Source organism: Brevundimonas sp. (genome assembly GCF_035999125.1).
Taxonomy (GTDB): Bacteria; Pseudomonadota; Alphaproteobacteria; order Caulobacterales; family Caulobacteraceae; genus Brevundimonas.
This window is the reverse complement of the sequence record NZ_DASYGX010000011.1, coordinates 81,045-95,258: the sequence shown is the minus strand read 5'-3', so window position 1 is coordinate 95,258 and position 14,214 is coordinate 81,045. Positions and strand designations below refer to the sequence as shown.

Genomic DNA, 14,214 nt, shown 5'->3' with positions numbered 1-14,214 from the left:
GCCCCCTCCGTCGCCGGAGGGGGCCTTTTTCATGCCCGGTGAGCGCCGGCTCAGAACCGGGCGGACAGGGTCAGTCGCGCGTTGCGGGGCGCGCCCGGGGTCAGGTTGTTGTTGTTGTGGGCGTCGGCCCAGTACCCCTCGTCCAGCAGGTTCTCGACGTTCAGCTGCACGTCCACCGTCGGCGTCAGCGCCCAGAACACCGCCGCGTCCACGCGAGTGAAGCCGGGCAGGCGGGTGGTGGTCGGCGCGGTGCGGATCGCCGCCCACTGATCGGACTGGTGGACGACGCCCAGGCCCAGACCCAGTCGGTCGGTCGCCTCATACCGGTTCCACAGCGACAGGCTGTGCTCCGGAACCTGGGCAAGCTCGACCGCGTCGTTGCCCTGCAGAACGGCGTCCTGCCAGGTGTAGCCCCCGGCCACGGTCCAGCGGTCGGTGACGCGGCCGGCGACGCCGAGTTCCAGCCCGCGCGTGCGGGTCTCGCCCACGTTGATGGTGGTCGCGGGGTTGGCGGGGTCGGGCGTGGTGGCGTTGGTGCGGCGCAGCTCGAACAGGGCGGCGGTCAGCGAAAGGCCCGGCCGCGCGTCCCACTTGGCCCCGACCTCCAGGTTCTCGAACTCCTCCGGCTCAAGGTTCTGGGTCGTGGGCGTCAGCGAGGCGAACTGCTCGCCCGAGCGCGGCAGGAAGGACCGGCTGTAGCTGGCGTAGACCGAGGCGTTCTCAGCGGGCTTCCACACCAGCCCCAGACGCGGCGACACCATCTCGTCGGTGCGGCCGAAGGCGCGGTCGGGCGTCGGCAGGAAGTCGGTCCCCTCGATCTCGAACCGGTCCCAGCGCAGGCCCAGGATGACGTCGAAGAACCGCCCCAGACCGATCTGGTCCTGGGCGTAGACCGAGGTGGTGGTCACCCGGCTGAAGGTGTCGCGCGCGGGCGTGCCGAACGTCACCGTCGGATAGGTGGGCGCGGTAAGGCTGAAGCTGGGGTTGGACAGGGTTCCGTTCAGGCGGGCGTTGTCCGTTTCCTGATCGCCGTATTCCACGCCGACCATGACGCGATGCTCGATCGGGCCGCCCAGAACCTCCCAGATCAGGTTCGACTGGAACAGGGCATTGGTCCGGTCCGTCGTGTCGACGTAGGCGGCCAGCGGCACGGTCCCGGTCGGCGAGCTGGCCGGGCCGTTCGGATAGACGTTGGCGTACAGCTTGTCGTAGTCGGCGAAGACGACGGTGGTGTTCAGGCTGAGCCCCGGCGCGATCCGGCCGTCGAGGCGCAGCTTGGCGACGTCGGCGTCCAGCGTGGTGCGGTTCACGCCCGGCACGCCGAAGAACAGCTCGTCGTACCCCTCCAGCGGGCGGCCCTGATACGACGGCACGCCGCGGTCCGGCACGCGGTCGTCGTCGACGTGCTCGTACGACAGACCCAGGTTCCAGCCCGGCGCGACCTCGGCGGCGAGGTAGGGGTTGATCGCCCAGCGTGACCCGTCGACGAAGTCGCGGAAGCTCTCGCTTTCCTCGATCATGGCGTTGAGGCGGAAGGCCACGCGGTCGCCCAGCGGGCGGTTGACGTCGATCCAGGCGCCGTGGCCGCCGAAGCTGTCGGCGAAGACCCGCCCCTCGCCGAAGGCCGCGTCCGCGCTGGGCGCCTTCTGCACGCGGTTGACGATGCCGCCGCCGCCGCCGCGCCCGAAGATCAGGGCGTAGGGACCGCGCAGCACCTCGATGCGCTCGAGGTTGTAGAGGGGGCGGTAGTACTGGACGTCGTCGCGCACGCCGTCGACGAAGAAGTCGGCCGTGGTGTTCTGGCCGCGCAGGGTGATCTGGTCGCGGTTGCCCTCGCCCTGTCCCACGGTGACGCCGGGCACGTAGCGCAGGACGTCGCCGACGGCGCGCAGGCCCTGATCCTCGATCTGCTGGGCCGTGACGACGGACACGCTCTGCGGCACGTCGATCAGCGGCGTGTCGGTCTTGGTCGCCGTCACCGTGTCCAACGCCAGATAGCCGTTCGCGCGACCCGTGACGACGATGGGCTCCACCTCCGTGGAGACGGGATCCGAGGGGCCCTGCTGGGCCTTGGCGGCGCCGGCGACGGCGAGGAAGGAGACGGTGGCGGAGAGGAGAAGGCGCATGGGACTCGGCGTGACTGGCGTTCGGGTGCGCACCTCTATTGAGAGGCATTGTCAATTGCAACACCCGTGGTCCAGCCAAAAGTAAAGGGGCCCGGCGAGGGTGGCCGGGCCCCTTGGGCGGCGCGGGGGAGAGAAGAGTGCGGGGGTCAGTCCACGCCCGTCCCTGCCCGCTTCGGGCGGACCGCGAAGTCCACGCCGCCGAGACAGATCGTGGCGAAGGCGGCGAAGAAGGCCGCCTCCTTCCACGCGTCGCCGCGCCAGGCCAGGAAGGCGACGGCCAGCCAGGTGAACAGGGCGATGCCGATCACCACGGGACGAAGCCAGTCCGGAGACGCGGGCGCCGGGGCGGGGGAGGTCACAGCGACTCTCCCGTCTTCGCATCGCGGCACACGGTGGCCCGGCGGCCGCGATCCGTCGTCGAAGCCGTCGCCGTCGTGACGACGGGGATCGTGGTGGCGATCCCCACCCCGGCCCACATGACGGCTGAGGGAAAGTCGCCCAGCGCGAAGTTGACCAGGACGATGCCCGTCCAGATCAGGCCCATCACCACGACGGCGCCGCGGACGCCAGGGTCCATGCCCTTCTTCGGGGCGGGTTTGGGCTCGCGCGGCATCACTGCACCCGTTCGCTGGTCACGCCGCGCCGGGCCAGGATGGCCTGGACGGAGTCGTCGCCGGCCAGATGGGCGGCGCCCACGGCGATGAAGACGGTCCCTTCGCCTTCCAGCATGGTTTCGATCTGGTTGGCCCAGTTGGTGTTCCGCTTGGTCAGCATGGCGTCGTAGATGACGGGCTCTGACGCCATCTCGGCCACGCCCAGGCGCTCGATGCCCTCGACGTCGCCGGCGGCCCAGGCGGCGACCAGACCGTCCAGCTGGGTGGTGGCCTCTTCATAGCTTTCCAGAGTCTGGCGCAGGAAGGCGAGCTGGGCCTCTTCCGGGAAGCCGGCCAGGATCCGGATCTGCTCCTCCAGCGTCTCCAGCCCCTTCAGCGGCTTGCCGGCCGCCTGGGCGCGGGCGCGCAGCACCAGCTCGACGCCCGACATGGGGTCATAGCCGGCCTTGACCACCGGGCTGATGGACAGCGTCAGCGCGACCAGCCATGGCCGCATCTGGTTGAGCAATTCCACGGGGACGCCGACCACTCCGGCGGCCTCGCCCAGTTTGGCGTATTCGGCTTCGGTCAACAGCGTGTTCAGCGGTCGCTGGGGCGACATGCCGTACTGCAGCATCAGCGGCTGCGCCGCGGCCACGTCGTCGGGATTGGTGATCTCGAAATAGATCACGTCGGCGCTGTCGAAGGCGGCGTCCACGGCGGGGCTGCCCCAGGCGGTGGTCGGGCGCAGGACGTGGACGGTGCCGAACAGATAGATGGTCGAATCGGCGTCCTTGATCACCCACAGGGCGGGCCCGGTTCCGGCGGCGGCCTGGGGCACGGCGCGGGCGGCGGGGGCTTCCTGGGCCCAGGCGGCGGGCGCGCCGACCAGGGCGGCGGCCAGGCCGAGGCCCAGCGCGGTCCCGGCGACGGTGCGGCCGGCGGCGGCGACGGAGGTCTTGAGGCGGGAAACGAAGGTCATGGCAGGGTTTCCTTTCGGGGAGGGGATGAGGGAGGCGAAGGCGGAGGGGAGGGCGGGGGCGGTCACTTGATCCCCCGGCGGGCGGAGATGACGATCGAGGCCAGGAGGTAGACCCCCATCATCACCCCGATCATGCCCCAGGCGGTGACGCCCGAGATCAGGCCGAGGCGCTCGGCTGTGGCATACAGGAACAGCGCCAGCTGCAGGCTCCAGAAGGCCAGCGAGCCGGTCTCGACCATGATGTTGCGCAGCATCTCGTCGGCGCGGCGCCACAGCATCACGTTGGCGACGGTCTGGATCGCCAGCACGACCACCAGGGCCAGGAAGGCCACGTCGGCCGACACCCAACGCGTGGCGTACAGCGGGATCAGCAGCATGACCCCGGCCAGGGCCGTGACGGCGATCTGCAGCACGCCGCAGCCCTTGGGCACGCTTGCGGGGCGGCTGGCCATGACGAAGACCATGGCTCCCGACATGCCCAGCAGCATGGCGGCGATCAGCAGGTTCAGCGCGTCGTCCCACGGCAGGTTCTGGGCCTCGGTCGCCCGGCCGATCAGCGCGCCGATCGCGGCGCCGGCCAAAGCCAGCAGAACGCCGCCGCCGATGCGGAGAGGCAGAGGAAGACGGGTCTCCTCAGCGGTCATGATCAGTCCTCCAGGAAGATGGCTTCGATCGGCTGTCCGAAGACGCGCGCGATCTTGAAGGCGAGCGGCAGGGACGGGTCGTAGCGGCCGGTCTCCAGCGCGTTGACGGTCTGGCGCGACACGCCCAGCCGGTCGGCCAGATCGGCCTGCGACCAGTCGCGCTCGGCGCGCAGGATCTTGAGGCGGTTGTTCATCGCGCCCTCACCGATGCCGCAGCCACCAGGCCGCCCAGGCGATCAGATAGCCGACCAGCTGGGCGCCCAGGGTGACGGCGATGCCCGACAGCAGCAGGCCGTTCGGCCCGTCGCCATAGGGCGGGACGTTCACCTCGATCAGGTTCCAGCTGGACAAGGCGAACAGGATCATGACCAGACCGATCCCGGCCGAGCCGCCCCAGTACCAGGCCCATTTGTGCGCCTCGCGCACCGCCTCGTCGGCGTTGCGCCACCAGATCAGGCAGATGGCCATGCCGAGGGAGACGCCCACACCGAGCGCGATCGCCTGCAGCGGGCGGGACGCTTCCCCGCCGACGGCCTCGATGAGCGCCACCGAACCGCCGAGACCCAGCCCGACCAGGACGCTGAGGCCCAGAAGGCTCATGTAGCTCAGCGGGCGTCGCCGTTTGGGCGGCAGGTCGGACATGGCGGGCTTCCTCGTCGTTGTGACAAGGGTGTTTTACATCATACGCCGGTGATGTCAAGCAGCCTTGTCAAAAAGTCCGCAAGCCTTGTCCTGTGTCGTGAACGCGCTCTAGCCGTTCGCCGCGTCGGACGGCGGGGCGAGGAGCTCGGGCCGCGACAAGGCGCGCGGGGTCGGCTCGACCGGGGCCAGTTCCGGCAGGTCCTTGCCCTCGTGATCGACGTGGAGGTCCTCGAAGCGCCGGGCGGAGACCATCACCTGACTTTCGAGCGAGCCGACGAAGGCGTTGTACTTGCCGACCGCGGTGTCCAGCGCGCGGCCGACGGCGGCGGCGTGGCCACCCATGACCGACAGGCGCTTGTAGAGCTCGCGTCCCAGTTTCGCGACCTCCTCGGCGTTCTTCGCCTGCTCCTCGGCGCGCCAGCCGTAGGCGACGGCCTTGCACAGGGCGAACAGCGTCGAGGGGGTGACGATGACCACGCGGTTGGCCATGGCGTCCGACAGCAGGTCGGGCTCGTGATCCAGCGCCGCCGACAGGAAGGCGTCGGACGGCACGAACAGGGCGACGAAGTCCGGGCTGGGCTTGAACTGGTCCTGATAGGCCTTGGACGCCAGCTGGCGCATATGGGTCTTCAGGCTGGCGGCGGTGCGGATCGCGGCGGCGCGCGCGCGGGCCTCGTCGTCGCCCTCCCCCTCGTCGGCGAAGGCCAGCGGCACCTTGGCGTCGATGACGAACTGGCCGCCCCCGGCCATGCGCACCAGGAAGTCCGGCCGCTTCTGGCGCCCTTCGTCGTCTGCGGCCGAGGTCTGCTCCACGAAGTCGAAGCGCCCGGCCATCCCGGCGGCCTCCAGCACGTTGCGGCAGGTCTGCTCGCCCCAGCGGCCGCGCCGGCCGGTGTTGCCGCGCAGCGCCTCGGTCAGCTTGCGCGCCTCGTCGCGGGTGGCGGCCGAGGCGGACATCAGATGGGCCAGCTGTTCCTTCAGGCCGCCCGTCTCGTCGGCGCGGGTCTTCTCCAGGGCGGCGACGTGCTGCTGGAACTGGGCCAGGGTCTCGGCCACGGGCTTCAGCTGGGCCTCCAGCCGCTGCTGGGCCATCAGCTCGCGATTGCGGAAGGTCTCGTCGGTGCGCTTCAGCAGGGCCTCGGCTGCCGCCTGGGCCTGCTCCCCCGCCTGGGCCCGCAGGAACTCAGCCTGCGCCGCGGCCTGATCCTCGGCCAGGCGCAGGCGGGCCTCGGTGTCGGCGAACCGCTCGCGCAGCTCCCACGCCCGCGTCTCGGCCGCGGCGGCGCGGCGGCGCTCCATCAGGGCCCAGATCAGGGCGACGACGGCGACCACTCCGGCGGCCAGGGCGAGGGCGAATTCAGCGTTCATGGTCCGTTCCTTAGCGGGAGTCGCGGCTTCGGACCATCGTCGCCGCCCACGTCAGAGTCGGTCATGGAGCAAGACTCGCTTGTCGCGGGTGTCCCCGTCGATGTCCTCGCCGCCGTCCTGCTTTTGTGTCGGCCGATGTCCCTGTCGCCCACGCCCCTGCTCAAGCTGGCCGGCGGGCCCTCAAGGCCTGCACGATGGTGCCGTCGTCCAGCCAGTCCAGCTCGCCGCCGACCGGCACGCCGCGCGCCAGGGTGGTGACCTCGGCCCCCGCGCCGGCCAGGCGTTCGACCAGGTAGTGGGCGGTGGTCTGGCCGTCGACGGTGGCGGGCAGGGCCAGCACGACCTCGGTCGCCTCGCCCCCCTTCACCCGCCCGACCAGTTCGGCGACCCGCAGGGCGTCGGGACCGACGCCGTCCAGCGCCGACAGCAGGCCGCCCAGCACGTGATACCGGCCGCGAAAGGCGCCCGACCGCTCCATGGCCCACAGGGCGCCGGCCTCCTCGACCACGCAGATCAGGCGGCCGTCGCGCGCGGGATCGGAACAGATGGCGCAGGGATCGCGGGTGTCGGGCGTGCCGCAGACCGAGCACGACTTGATCTTGGCCCCCACGTCAGCCAGCGCCTCGCCCAGCGGCAGCAACAGCTGGTCGCGCCGCTTCAGCAGCGCCAGCGTCGCCCGCCGCGCCGAGCGCGGCCCCATGCCCGGCAGCTTGGCCAGCAGGCCGATCAGCCGCTCGATCTCGGGTCCGGCGGAGGCGGCCATCCTAGCCCCGCCTTTCCATTCCGCTCATCCCCGCGAAAGCGGGGACCCAGTGCTTTGGGCGACGGCTGGCCGAACTCTCATCGCTGACCCTGATCCCTCGCATCGTGCCTCTTTCAAGAACTGGGTCCCCGCTTTCGCGGGGATGAGCGGAAACTGTGGGAGCGAGGCTCCTAGAACAATTTCGGCATGCCGGGGATGTTCATCCCGGCCATCGGCCCGGCGGCCTGACGCATCAGCTCGCCGTTGACCTCGTCCAGCTTGCGCTTGGCGTCGGCGTGGGCGGCGACGATCAGATCGGCCAGGATCTCGCCCTCGCCGGGCTGCATCAGGCTGTCGTCGATGGCGACGCGGGTGATCTCCCCGGGTCCCTTCAGCGCAATGGTCACCAGCCCCCCGCCCGACGTGCCCTCGGCGGTGGATTCGGCCATGCGCGCCTGGGCCTCCTGCAGCTTCTGCTGCATGGCCTGGGCCTGTTTCATCAGATCGGTGAGGTCCTTCATGGCAGGTAAATAGGCGCGGCCTGGCGGGAGGAGCAAGGCGCGAGAGCGCGCCGTCACACGATCTCAGGCTTGTCGACGGGGATCGGACAGTCTGTGCAGACCCGATCGTCGCACAGGCGGCAAAGCGTGCAGCGATCTAGATCGGTCGTCTCCATCGACGCGAGCATCCTATGGAGCAGGATTGCCAATCCTGTCTGGTCGGCCTCGCTCAGAACCGTCACCAGCGGCTTGATGGCGGCGAGACGTCCGATGAGCAGCGTTTCTCTGAGAGCCCGACCTTGATCGGTGAGATGAAGCGCGATCGCCCGTCTGTCGCGACCCTGCCGTCGCTCGACAAGACCATCGCCGACCAGACGATCGACAAGCCGCACCGCCCCTGGGTGGGACAGCCCGAGAATGCGACGAAGCTGGTCATTCGAGGGCCCTTGGCCGTATCCGATGACGACGAGCGCCGCCGGCGTCTCTCCCGCGCGGTCGAGAATCTCGCGCGCCGCTTCTTCGATGCGATCCGCCACGGCGAGACCCACGACGCCGAGCAAGTTGGCCACACGATCCGTCATCTTTGCGAGGATAGGTGCGCAACGCACCAATTCCAACTTGACGATATGTGCGCGGCGCACATAATTGACTCAGCAGTCCGAGGTCACTCATTCGAAGGAGCGGTCATGACCACCTCTGAAGCTACGGCTCTCACGCCCGAACACAGGGATTTCTATGAACGCTTTAAGTCGTTCTGGGCCGACCCCAGCGGTCAGCGGGTTCTGGAAATCATCCGCCCCGACGCGAGGATTCACTTCACCGGTGCTGGGACCATCTCGGGCGCTGACTACGTCGGCTACATGGACGGCATGCTCGCCGCCTATCCCGGGATGACGGTCAAAGCCGTCGATTGTGCGGGCGACGGCGAGCGGCTGTACATCTTCTGGGAGACGACCAGCGTCATCAACGGCACGCAGCGCACTTTCGTCGGCGTAGACCGCTTCCGCCTGGCTGAGGGCATGGCGATCGAAGAGCACGTCATCTTCGATTCAGCCGTTCTGCAGCCGGAAAACTGAGGCGCGTCGTGCCGGTGTTCCGCGCCAGCGGCGGGTCATGAACCTCTATGCCGTGAGGCCTCTGGGTCAGGACACCTGGCCGGACTTCGCCCGCCTGGTCGAGGAGAACAACGGCGTCTGGGGCGGATGCTGGTGCATGTGGTACCACGGCCAGGGGGATTGCGAGGACACGCCGGCGGCGCGTCGTGAGGCGAAAGCTCACCGCGTAAGGGAGGGGCGAGCTCATGCGGCCCTCGTTTATGACGGAGACCTGTGCGTGGGCTGGTGTCAGTTCGGGTCACCGAGCGAATTGCCCCGGATTCACAACAGCCGCGCCTACCTGGCCGGAGCCGGGGCACCTGCGGATTGGCGCATCACCTGCTTCTTCTCCAGGAAGGGACATCGCGGCAGGGGCGTGGCGGATGCCGCACTTAGGGGGGTGTTGGAGCAGATCGCCGCGATGGGGGGCGGACGCGTCGAGGGATTCCCCGAGGACACCAAGGGTCGGAAGGCTTCAGCCGCCTTTCTGTTCAACGGAAGCCTGTCCACCTTCGAGCGTCTGGGCTTCGAGCGTTCGCGCCGGATCGGGAAACACAAATGGGTGGTCGTCCGGACGGTGCCGTAGCGGCTTGCTGAACGGTCGGCTCCTCACTCCTCGTCCTCGACCTCGTCGGGGATCACGGGCAGGTCGGGGGCGGGGGGCGGGACGCGGATTTCGCCCAGTTTGGCGCCGGGGAACGTCGCCAGGACCGAGGCGACGAAGGGATCGGCCTCGACCGCGGCGCGCTCGGCGGCGCGGGCCTTCTTCTCGATCTCGATCAGGGTCTCGCCGCCGCCCTGGCCGTTGGCGGCGATCAGCCAGACCTTGCCGGTCCATTCCTTCAGCCGGCCGGCCAGCCGCGTGGCCAGGTTGGCGGGCGCGCCCTGCACCGGCTCATAGGTGATGCGGCCGGGCTGGAAGCTGACGGGGCGGACGTAGCGCTGGACGTCCATCTGCAGCGCCACGTCGCGTTTGGCCCCGATCAGGCCGACGACCTGTTCGAACGTCTGGGGGTCGGGCAGGGCGGGCGCGGGCTGGGCGCGGGGCGCCAGCGCGGCCGAGGCGCCGCCGCCCCCTCCGCCGCCGCCGCGCGACGGACCGGCTCCGCCGGTGACGTCGCCGTCGCGCAGAGCCTTCAACGCCTCCTCCGGCCCCGGCAGGTCGGCGGCGTAGGCCAGGCGGACGATGACCATCTCGACCGCGTCGGCCGGATTGGGCGCGCGGCGCACCTCGTCGAGGCCCTTCAGCAGCATCTGCCAGACCCGCGACAGGGCGCCGGCCGAGATCGCCGCGCCCAGCGCCGCCAGCGCCTGGGCCTGGTCGTTGGGCAGGCGCGTCGCCTGCGGTCCCAGCATCTTGGACACCGACGCGGCGTGGCAGTGTTCCAGCAGGTCGCCCATGACCTGCACCGGATCGGCGCCGTAGCCGTACAGGGTGCGGAAGGTCTCCAGAGCCTCAGGGGTGCGACCGCCCATGACCTGTTCGAACAGGGCGATGGTGCGGGTGCGGTCGGCCAGACCCAGCATGTCGCGCACGGTCTCGGCCTCGACCACCGCGCCGCGCTCGCCCTGGACCAGGGCCTGGTCCAGCAGGGACAGGCCGTCGCGCACCGAGCCCTCGGCCGCGCGCGCGATCAGGGCCAGGGCGTCGGCCTCGATCGCCATGCCCTCCTTCTCCGCCACCTTGTTCAGGTGACCCACCAGCACCTCCGGCTCGACGCGGCGCAGGTCGAACCGCTGGCAACGGCTGAGGATGGTCACCGGCACCTTGCGGATCTCGGTGGTGGCGAAGATGAACTTGGCGTGGGGCGGCGGCTCCTCCAGCGTCTTCAGCAGGGCGTTGAACGCCTGCGTCGACAGCATGTGGACCTCGTCCAGCACATAGACCTTGTAGCGCGCCTCGACGGGGGCGTAGCGGACGCTGTCCAAAATCTCGCGGATGTCGCCCACGCCTGTGTGGCTGGCGGCGTCCATCTCCATGACGTCGATGTGCTGGCCGGCCATGATGGCCGCGTCGTGCCGGCCGGTGGGCGACAGCTCCAGCGACGGGCGGTCGATGGTTTCGGTCTCGTTGTTCAGGGCGCGGGCCAGCAGGCGGGCGGTGGTCGTCTTGCCCACCCCCCGGACGCCGGTCAGCATGAAGGCGTGGGCGATGCGGCCGGTGGCGAAGGCGTTGGTCAGGGTGCGGACCATCGCCTCCTGCCCGATCAGATCCTCGAAGGTGCGGGGCCGGTATTTACGGGCCAGCACGGTGTACTCGGACGCGGCCTCGGCCGGTTCGGACGCTGGCAAAGGCGGCTTGGCCTTGGGCAGGGCCGGGGCATCGGCGGGAACCAGCTCGGGCGTCTCGTCAGGAGTGGCGAGAGCCTCGGCCACGCGCATGCCCTCCGGCTCGGGCGCGCCGAACATGTCCTCGGTGTTGGGATCGCGCTCGGGCGCCGCGTCCGAGGGCTCGTCCTCGTCCCACGGCGGCCCGTCGGGATTCGCTCCGGCGTCGCTCATGGGAACGTCTTACGACGAGGGGCGGCTGGATTGGAACTGATGTTTCGCCGCCGCGAAGCGGCCTTCAACAGCCCTGGTTCATCACCAAGGACACCAAGGAACAACAAAGGACACGAAGAGATCGGCGCTCTTGGTGTCCTTCGTGCCTTCTTGGTGGTCTTTGTGATGAACCAGCGATCTCGAACATGATGGCTCGCTTGCGCGAGCGGTCGGGCGTCAGTCCGTCAGGTCGCGGATCTGGCCGCCGTCGGCGCGGATGCGCTCCAGCACCTTCTGGTGCAGCCAGATGTTCATGGCGGCGGTGTCGGACTTGTCGCCGGCGTATCCCAGTTCGTCGGCCAGCTCGCGGCGCTCGTCGAGGGTGGAGTCCATGCCGGTCAGCTTCATCAGGTCGACGATGGAGGTGCGCCAGTTCAGCTTCTGCTCGCGCTGGTTGTTCATGAAGTCGAGGATGCCGTCGACGTCGACGACCTGCGGGGCGGCGGGGGTCGGCGCGGCCGGAGCCGGCGCGGCGGCCGTCGGAGTGGGCGCGGGCTTCGGCGCCGGCGCCGCTTTCGCGCGGTCGCGTCCGCCGCGGATTCCGTCCCAGATCCTGCCGAGAATGCTCATCACGTCGCTCCTGTTGGGGTCTGCGGATAAAGGTGAGGGGCCGCTGCCGGTTCCAACGCGCCGCGCGACGCTCTAGGGTCGCCGCGATCCTCCACCCCGCCCGAGTCCCATGCCCGACCAGACCGACAAGCAGACCTTCTCCGACGACGAAGCGCTGGAGTTTCACCGCCTGCCGACGCCCGGCAAGATTTCCATGGCGCCGACCAAGCCGATGGCGACGCAGCGGGACCTGTCGCTGGCCTATTCTCCCGGCGTCGCCGTGCCGGTGCTGGCCATCGCCGAGGACGTGGATCGGGCCTACGACTACACGGCCAAGGGCAACATGGTGGCCGTCATCTCCAACGGCACGGCCATCCTGGGCCTGGGCAACCTGGGTCACATGGCGTCCAAGCCGGTGATGGAGGGCAAGTCCGTCCTGTTCAAGCGGTTCGCCGACGTCGACAGCTTCGACGTGGAGGTGAAGACCACCGACCCGGACGAGTTCGTCACCGTGGTCAAGAACATCGGCGACACCTGGGGCGGCATCAATCTGGAGGACATCAAGTCCCCGGAATGCTTCGAGATCGAGACCCAGCTTCAGGACCTGCTGGACATCCCGGTATTCCACGACGACCAGCACGGCACGGCCATCATCTCCACGGCCGGCCTGATCAACGCCTGCCACATAGCCGGCAAGCGGCTGGACGAGGTGAAGGTGGTTCTGGTGGGCGCGGGCGCCGCCGGCCTGTCGTCCATCGGCCTGATGAAGGCCGCCGGGGTGAAGGCCGAGAACACGGTCATCCTCGACCGTGACGGGGTCGTGTACAAAGGCCGCCCCAACGTCGACCAGTGGAAGGCGGCGCACGCCACCGACACGCCGCACCGCACGCTGGAAGAGGCCATGGTCGGCGCCGACGTGGTGCTGGGCCTGGCGGCCAAGGGCGCGATCACCAAGGAGATGGTGGCGTCGATGGCGCCCAATCCGATCATCTTCGCCATGGCCAATCCGGACCCGGAGATCACGCCGGAAGACGTGCACTCGGTGCGGTCCGACGCGATCGTGGCCACCGGCCGGTCGGACTATCCGAACCAGGTCAACAACGTGCTGGGCTTCCCCTACATCTTCCGCGGCGCGCTGGACGTGCGGGCGCGGCAGGTGAACCACGAGATGAAGGTCGCCTGCGCCCACGCCCTGGCGGCGCTGGCGCGCGAGGACGTGCCGGACGAGGTCGCCGCCGCCTATCGCGGGCGCAAGCTGAAGTTCGGGCCGGACTACATCATTCCCTCGCCGTTCGACCCGCGCCTGATCTGGTACATCCCGCCGTTCGTGGCCCAGGCGGCCATGGACACCGGCGTGGCGCGCAAGCCCATCGCCGACATGGACGCCTATCGCGCCCAGCTGCGCGAGCGGGTCGATCCGTCCGCGGCCCTGATGCAGAAGATCAGCTCGGCCGTGCGCGGCGCGCCGAACAAGCGCGTGGTCTTCGCCGAGGGCGAGGAGCCGTCGGTCATCCGCGCCGCCTGGCAGTTCAAACAGGCCGAGCTGGGCACGCCGATCCTGATCGGGCGCGAGGATCTGGTGCGCCAGAACGCGGCCGAGGCGGGGCTGAACTTCGACGAGCTGGGCATCGAGATCCACAACGCCCGCGTCTCGCACAAGAACGCGCAGTACGTGGACTTCCTGTTCGGCAAGCTGCAGCGGCGCGGCTGGCTGAAGCGCGACGTGCAGCGCATGGTCAATCAGGACCGCAATTACTTCGCTGCCGCCATGCTGGCCCACGGCGACGCGGACTGCATGGTCACGGGCGTCACGCGCAACTTCAACATGGCCATGCGCGAGGTCGGCCGGGTGCTGGACGTGCGCGGCACCCTGATCGGGATGTCGATCGTCCTGGCCAAGGGCCGCACCCTGTTCGTCGCCGACACCACGGTGCACGAGCTGCCGGACGCCGAGGAACTGGCCGACATCGCGGTGCAGGCGGCCGACACCGTGCGCCGGCTGGGCCGGTCGCCCCGCGTGGCCTTCATGAGCTATTCGACCTTCGGCAATCCGCCGGGCGACCGGGGCGAGAAGGTGCGCGAGGCGATCCGCATCCTGGACCGGCGCGGCGTCGACTTCGAGTACGAGGGCGAGATGCCGCCCGAGCTGGCGCTGGATCCCGAACAGCGCGCCAACTACCCCTTCATGCGCCTGACGAAGGACGCCAACGTGCTGATCATGCCGGCGGTGCATTCGGCCTCGATCTCGACCAAACTGGTCCAGGCCCTGGGCGGCGCCACCGTGATCGGGCCGCTGCTGGTGGGGCTGGAGAAGTCGGTGCAGATCGTTTCGCTAGGGGCCTCGGTCAGCGAGATCATCACGGCGGCGACGTTCGCGGCCTATGAGGAAGGCGTGATCGAGGAGGGGTGACCCTCGTCTCTCCCTCCCCTGTC

At 69.5% G+C, this 14,214-nt stretch carries 16 protein-coding genes; 3 read left to right on the top strand and 13 right to left on the bottom strand.

Annotated elements, in window-relative coordinates:
- Positions 1-50 precede the first annotated feature (50 nt).
- The 11 genes from VGN45_RS10185 to VGN45_RS10135 all read right to left on the bottom strand — a co-directional run bounded on the left by VGN45_RS10185 (position 51) and on the right by VGN45_RS10135 (position 8,178).
- A complete protein-coding gene (locus VGN45_RS10185) occupies positions 51-2,126 on the bottom strand; it encodes a TonB-dependent siderophore receptor (protein ID WP_327462029.1) in 2,076 nt (691 codons plus the stop codon).
- A gap of 146 nt (positions 2,127-2,272) precedes the next feature.
- Entirely contained in the window at positions 2,273-2,485 is a 213-nt protein-coding gene (locus VGN45_RS10180; protein ID WP_327462027.1) for a hypothetical protein, read from the bottom strand.
- The gene (locus VGN45_RS10175; protein WP_327462025.1) at positions 2,482-2,703 is read right to left on the bottom strand and encodes a hypothetical protein; all 222 of its coding nucleotides are present in this window, start codon (positions 2,701-2,703) and stop codon (positions 2,482-2,484) included. The genes VGN45_RS10180 and VGN45_RS10175 overlap by 4 nt, the downstream gene beginning before the upstream one ends.
- Before the next feature lie 35 nt (positions 2,704-2,738).
- The gene (locus VGN45_RS10170; RefSeq protein ID WP_327462023.1) at positions 2,739-3,701 is read right to left on the bottom strand and encodes a TraB/GumN family protein; all 963 of its coding nucleotides are present in this window, start codon (positions 3,699-3,701) and stop codon (positions 2,739-2,741) included.
- Positions 3,702-3,763: 62 nt separating this feature from the next.
- Complete coding sequence (locus VGN45_RS10165) at positions 3,764-4,345, bottom strand: hypothetical protein (protein ID WP_327462021.1); 582 nt, start codon at positions 4,343-4,345, stop codon at positions 3,764-3,766.
- Between the two features lie 2 nt (positions 4,346-4,347).
- Positions 4,348-4,539, bottom strand: a complete 192-nt coding sequence (locus VGN45_RS10160; protein ID WP_327462019.1) for a helix-turn-helix transcriptional regulator — start codon at positions 4,537-4,539, stop codon at positions 4,348-4,350.
- A 7-nt stretch (positions 4,540-4,546) separates the two neighbouring features.
- Positions 4,547-4,987: a hypothetical protein gene (locus VGN45_RS10155; protein ID WP_327462017.1), complete on the bottom strand. Its 441-nt coding sequence runs from the start codon at positions 4,985-4,987 to the stop codon at positions 4,547-4,549.
- 108 nt (positions 4,988-5,095) lie between these two features.
- Positions 5,096-6,355, bottom strand: coding sequence for a DNA recombination protein RmuC (locus tag VGN45_RS10150; RefSeq protein WP_327462015.1), 1,260 nt, complete (start codon positions 6,353-6,355; stop codon positions 5,096-5,098).
- Positions 6,356-6,515: 160 nt separating this feature from the next.
- Positions 6,516-7,118, bottom strand: coding sequence for a recombination mediator RecR (gene recR / locus VGN45_RS10145; RefSeq protein ID WP_327462013.1), 603 nt, complete (start codon positions 7,116-7,118; stop codon positions 6,516-6,518).
- 170 nt (positions 7,119-7,288) lie between these two features.
- The gene (locus VGN45_RS10140) at positions 7,289-7,618 is read right to left on the bottom strand and encodes a YbaB/EbfC family nucleoid-associated protein (RefSeq protein ID WP_327462012.1); all 330 of its coding nucleotides are present in this window, start codon (positions 7,616-7,618) and stop codon (positions 7,289-7,291) included.
- A gap of 53 nt (positions 7,619-7,671) precedes the next feature.
- Positions 7,672-8,178, bottom strand: a complete 507-nt coding sequence (locus VGN45_RS10135; protein WP_327462010.1) for a MarR family winged helix-turn-helix transcriptional regulator — start codon at positions 8,176-8,178, stop codon at positions 7,672-7,674.
- 105 nt (positions 8,179-8,283) lie between these two features.
- On the opposite strand from VGN45_RS10135, the gene VGN45_RS10130 reads away from it, so the two are divergent.
- Positions 8,284-8,673: a nuclear transport factor 2 family protein gene (locus VGN45_RS10130; protein ID WP_327462008.1), complete on the top strand. Its 390-nt coding sequence runs from the start codon at positions 8,284-8,286 to the stop codon at positions 8,671-8,673.
- Positions 8,674-8,710: 37 nt separating this feature from the next.
- Positions 8,711-9,277, top strand: coding sequence for a hypothetical protein (locus VGN45_RS10125; RefSeq protein ID WP_327462006.1), 567 nt, complete (start codon positions 8,711-8,713; stop codon positions 9,275-9,277).
- A gap of 23 nt (positions 9,278-9,300) precedes the next feature.
- Here VGN45_RS10125 and VGN45_RS10120 read toward each other — a convergent pair whose 3' ends face one another.
- Both VGN45_RS10120 and VGN45_RS10115 read right to left on the bottom strand, forming a co-directional pair.
- Positions 9,301-11,193 (bottom strand): DNA polymerase III subunit gamma/tau, encoded by a 1,893-nt coding sequence (locus VGN45_RS10120; RefSeq protein WP_327462004.1) that lies wholly within the window; start codon positions 11,191-11,193, stop codon positions 9,301-9,303.
- 216 nt (positions 11,194-11,409) lie between these two features.
- Complete coding sequence (locus VGN45_RS10115; RefSeq protein WP_327462002.1) at positions 11,410-11,802, bottom strand: DUF3597 domain-containing protein; 393 nt, start codon at positions 11,800-11,802, stop codon at positions 11,410-11,412.
- 109 nt (positions 11,803-11,911) lie between these two features.
- Between VGN45_RS10115 and VGN45_RS10110 the strand changes: the two genes are divergently transcribed.
- Positions 11,912-14,191: an NADP-dependent malic enzyme gene (locus VGN45_RS10110; RefSeq protein ID WP_327462000.1), complete on the top strand. Its 2,280-nt coding sequence runs from the start codon at positions 11,912-11,914 to the stop codon at positions 14,189-14,191.
- Positions 14,192-14,214 lie beyond the last annotated feature (23 nt).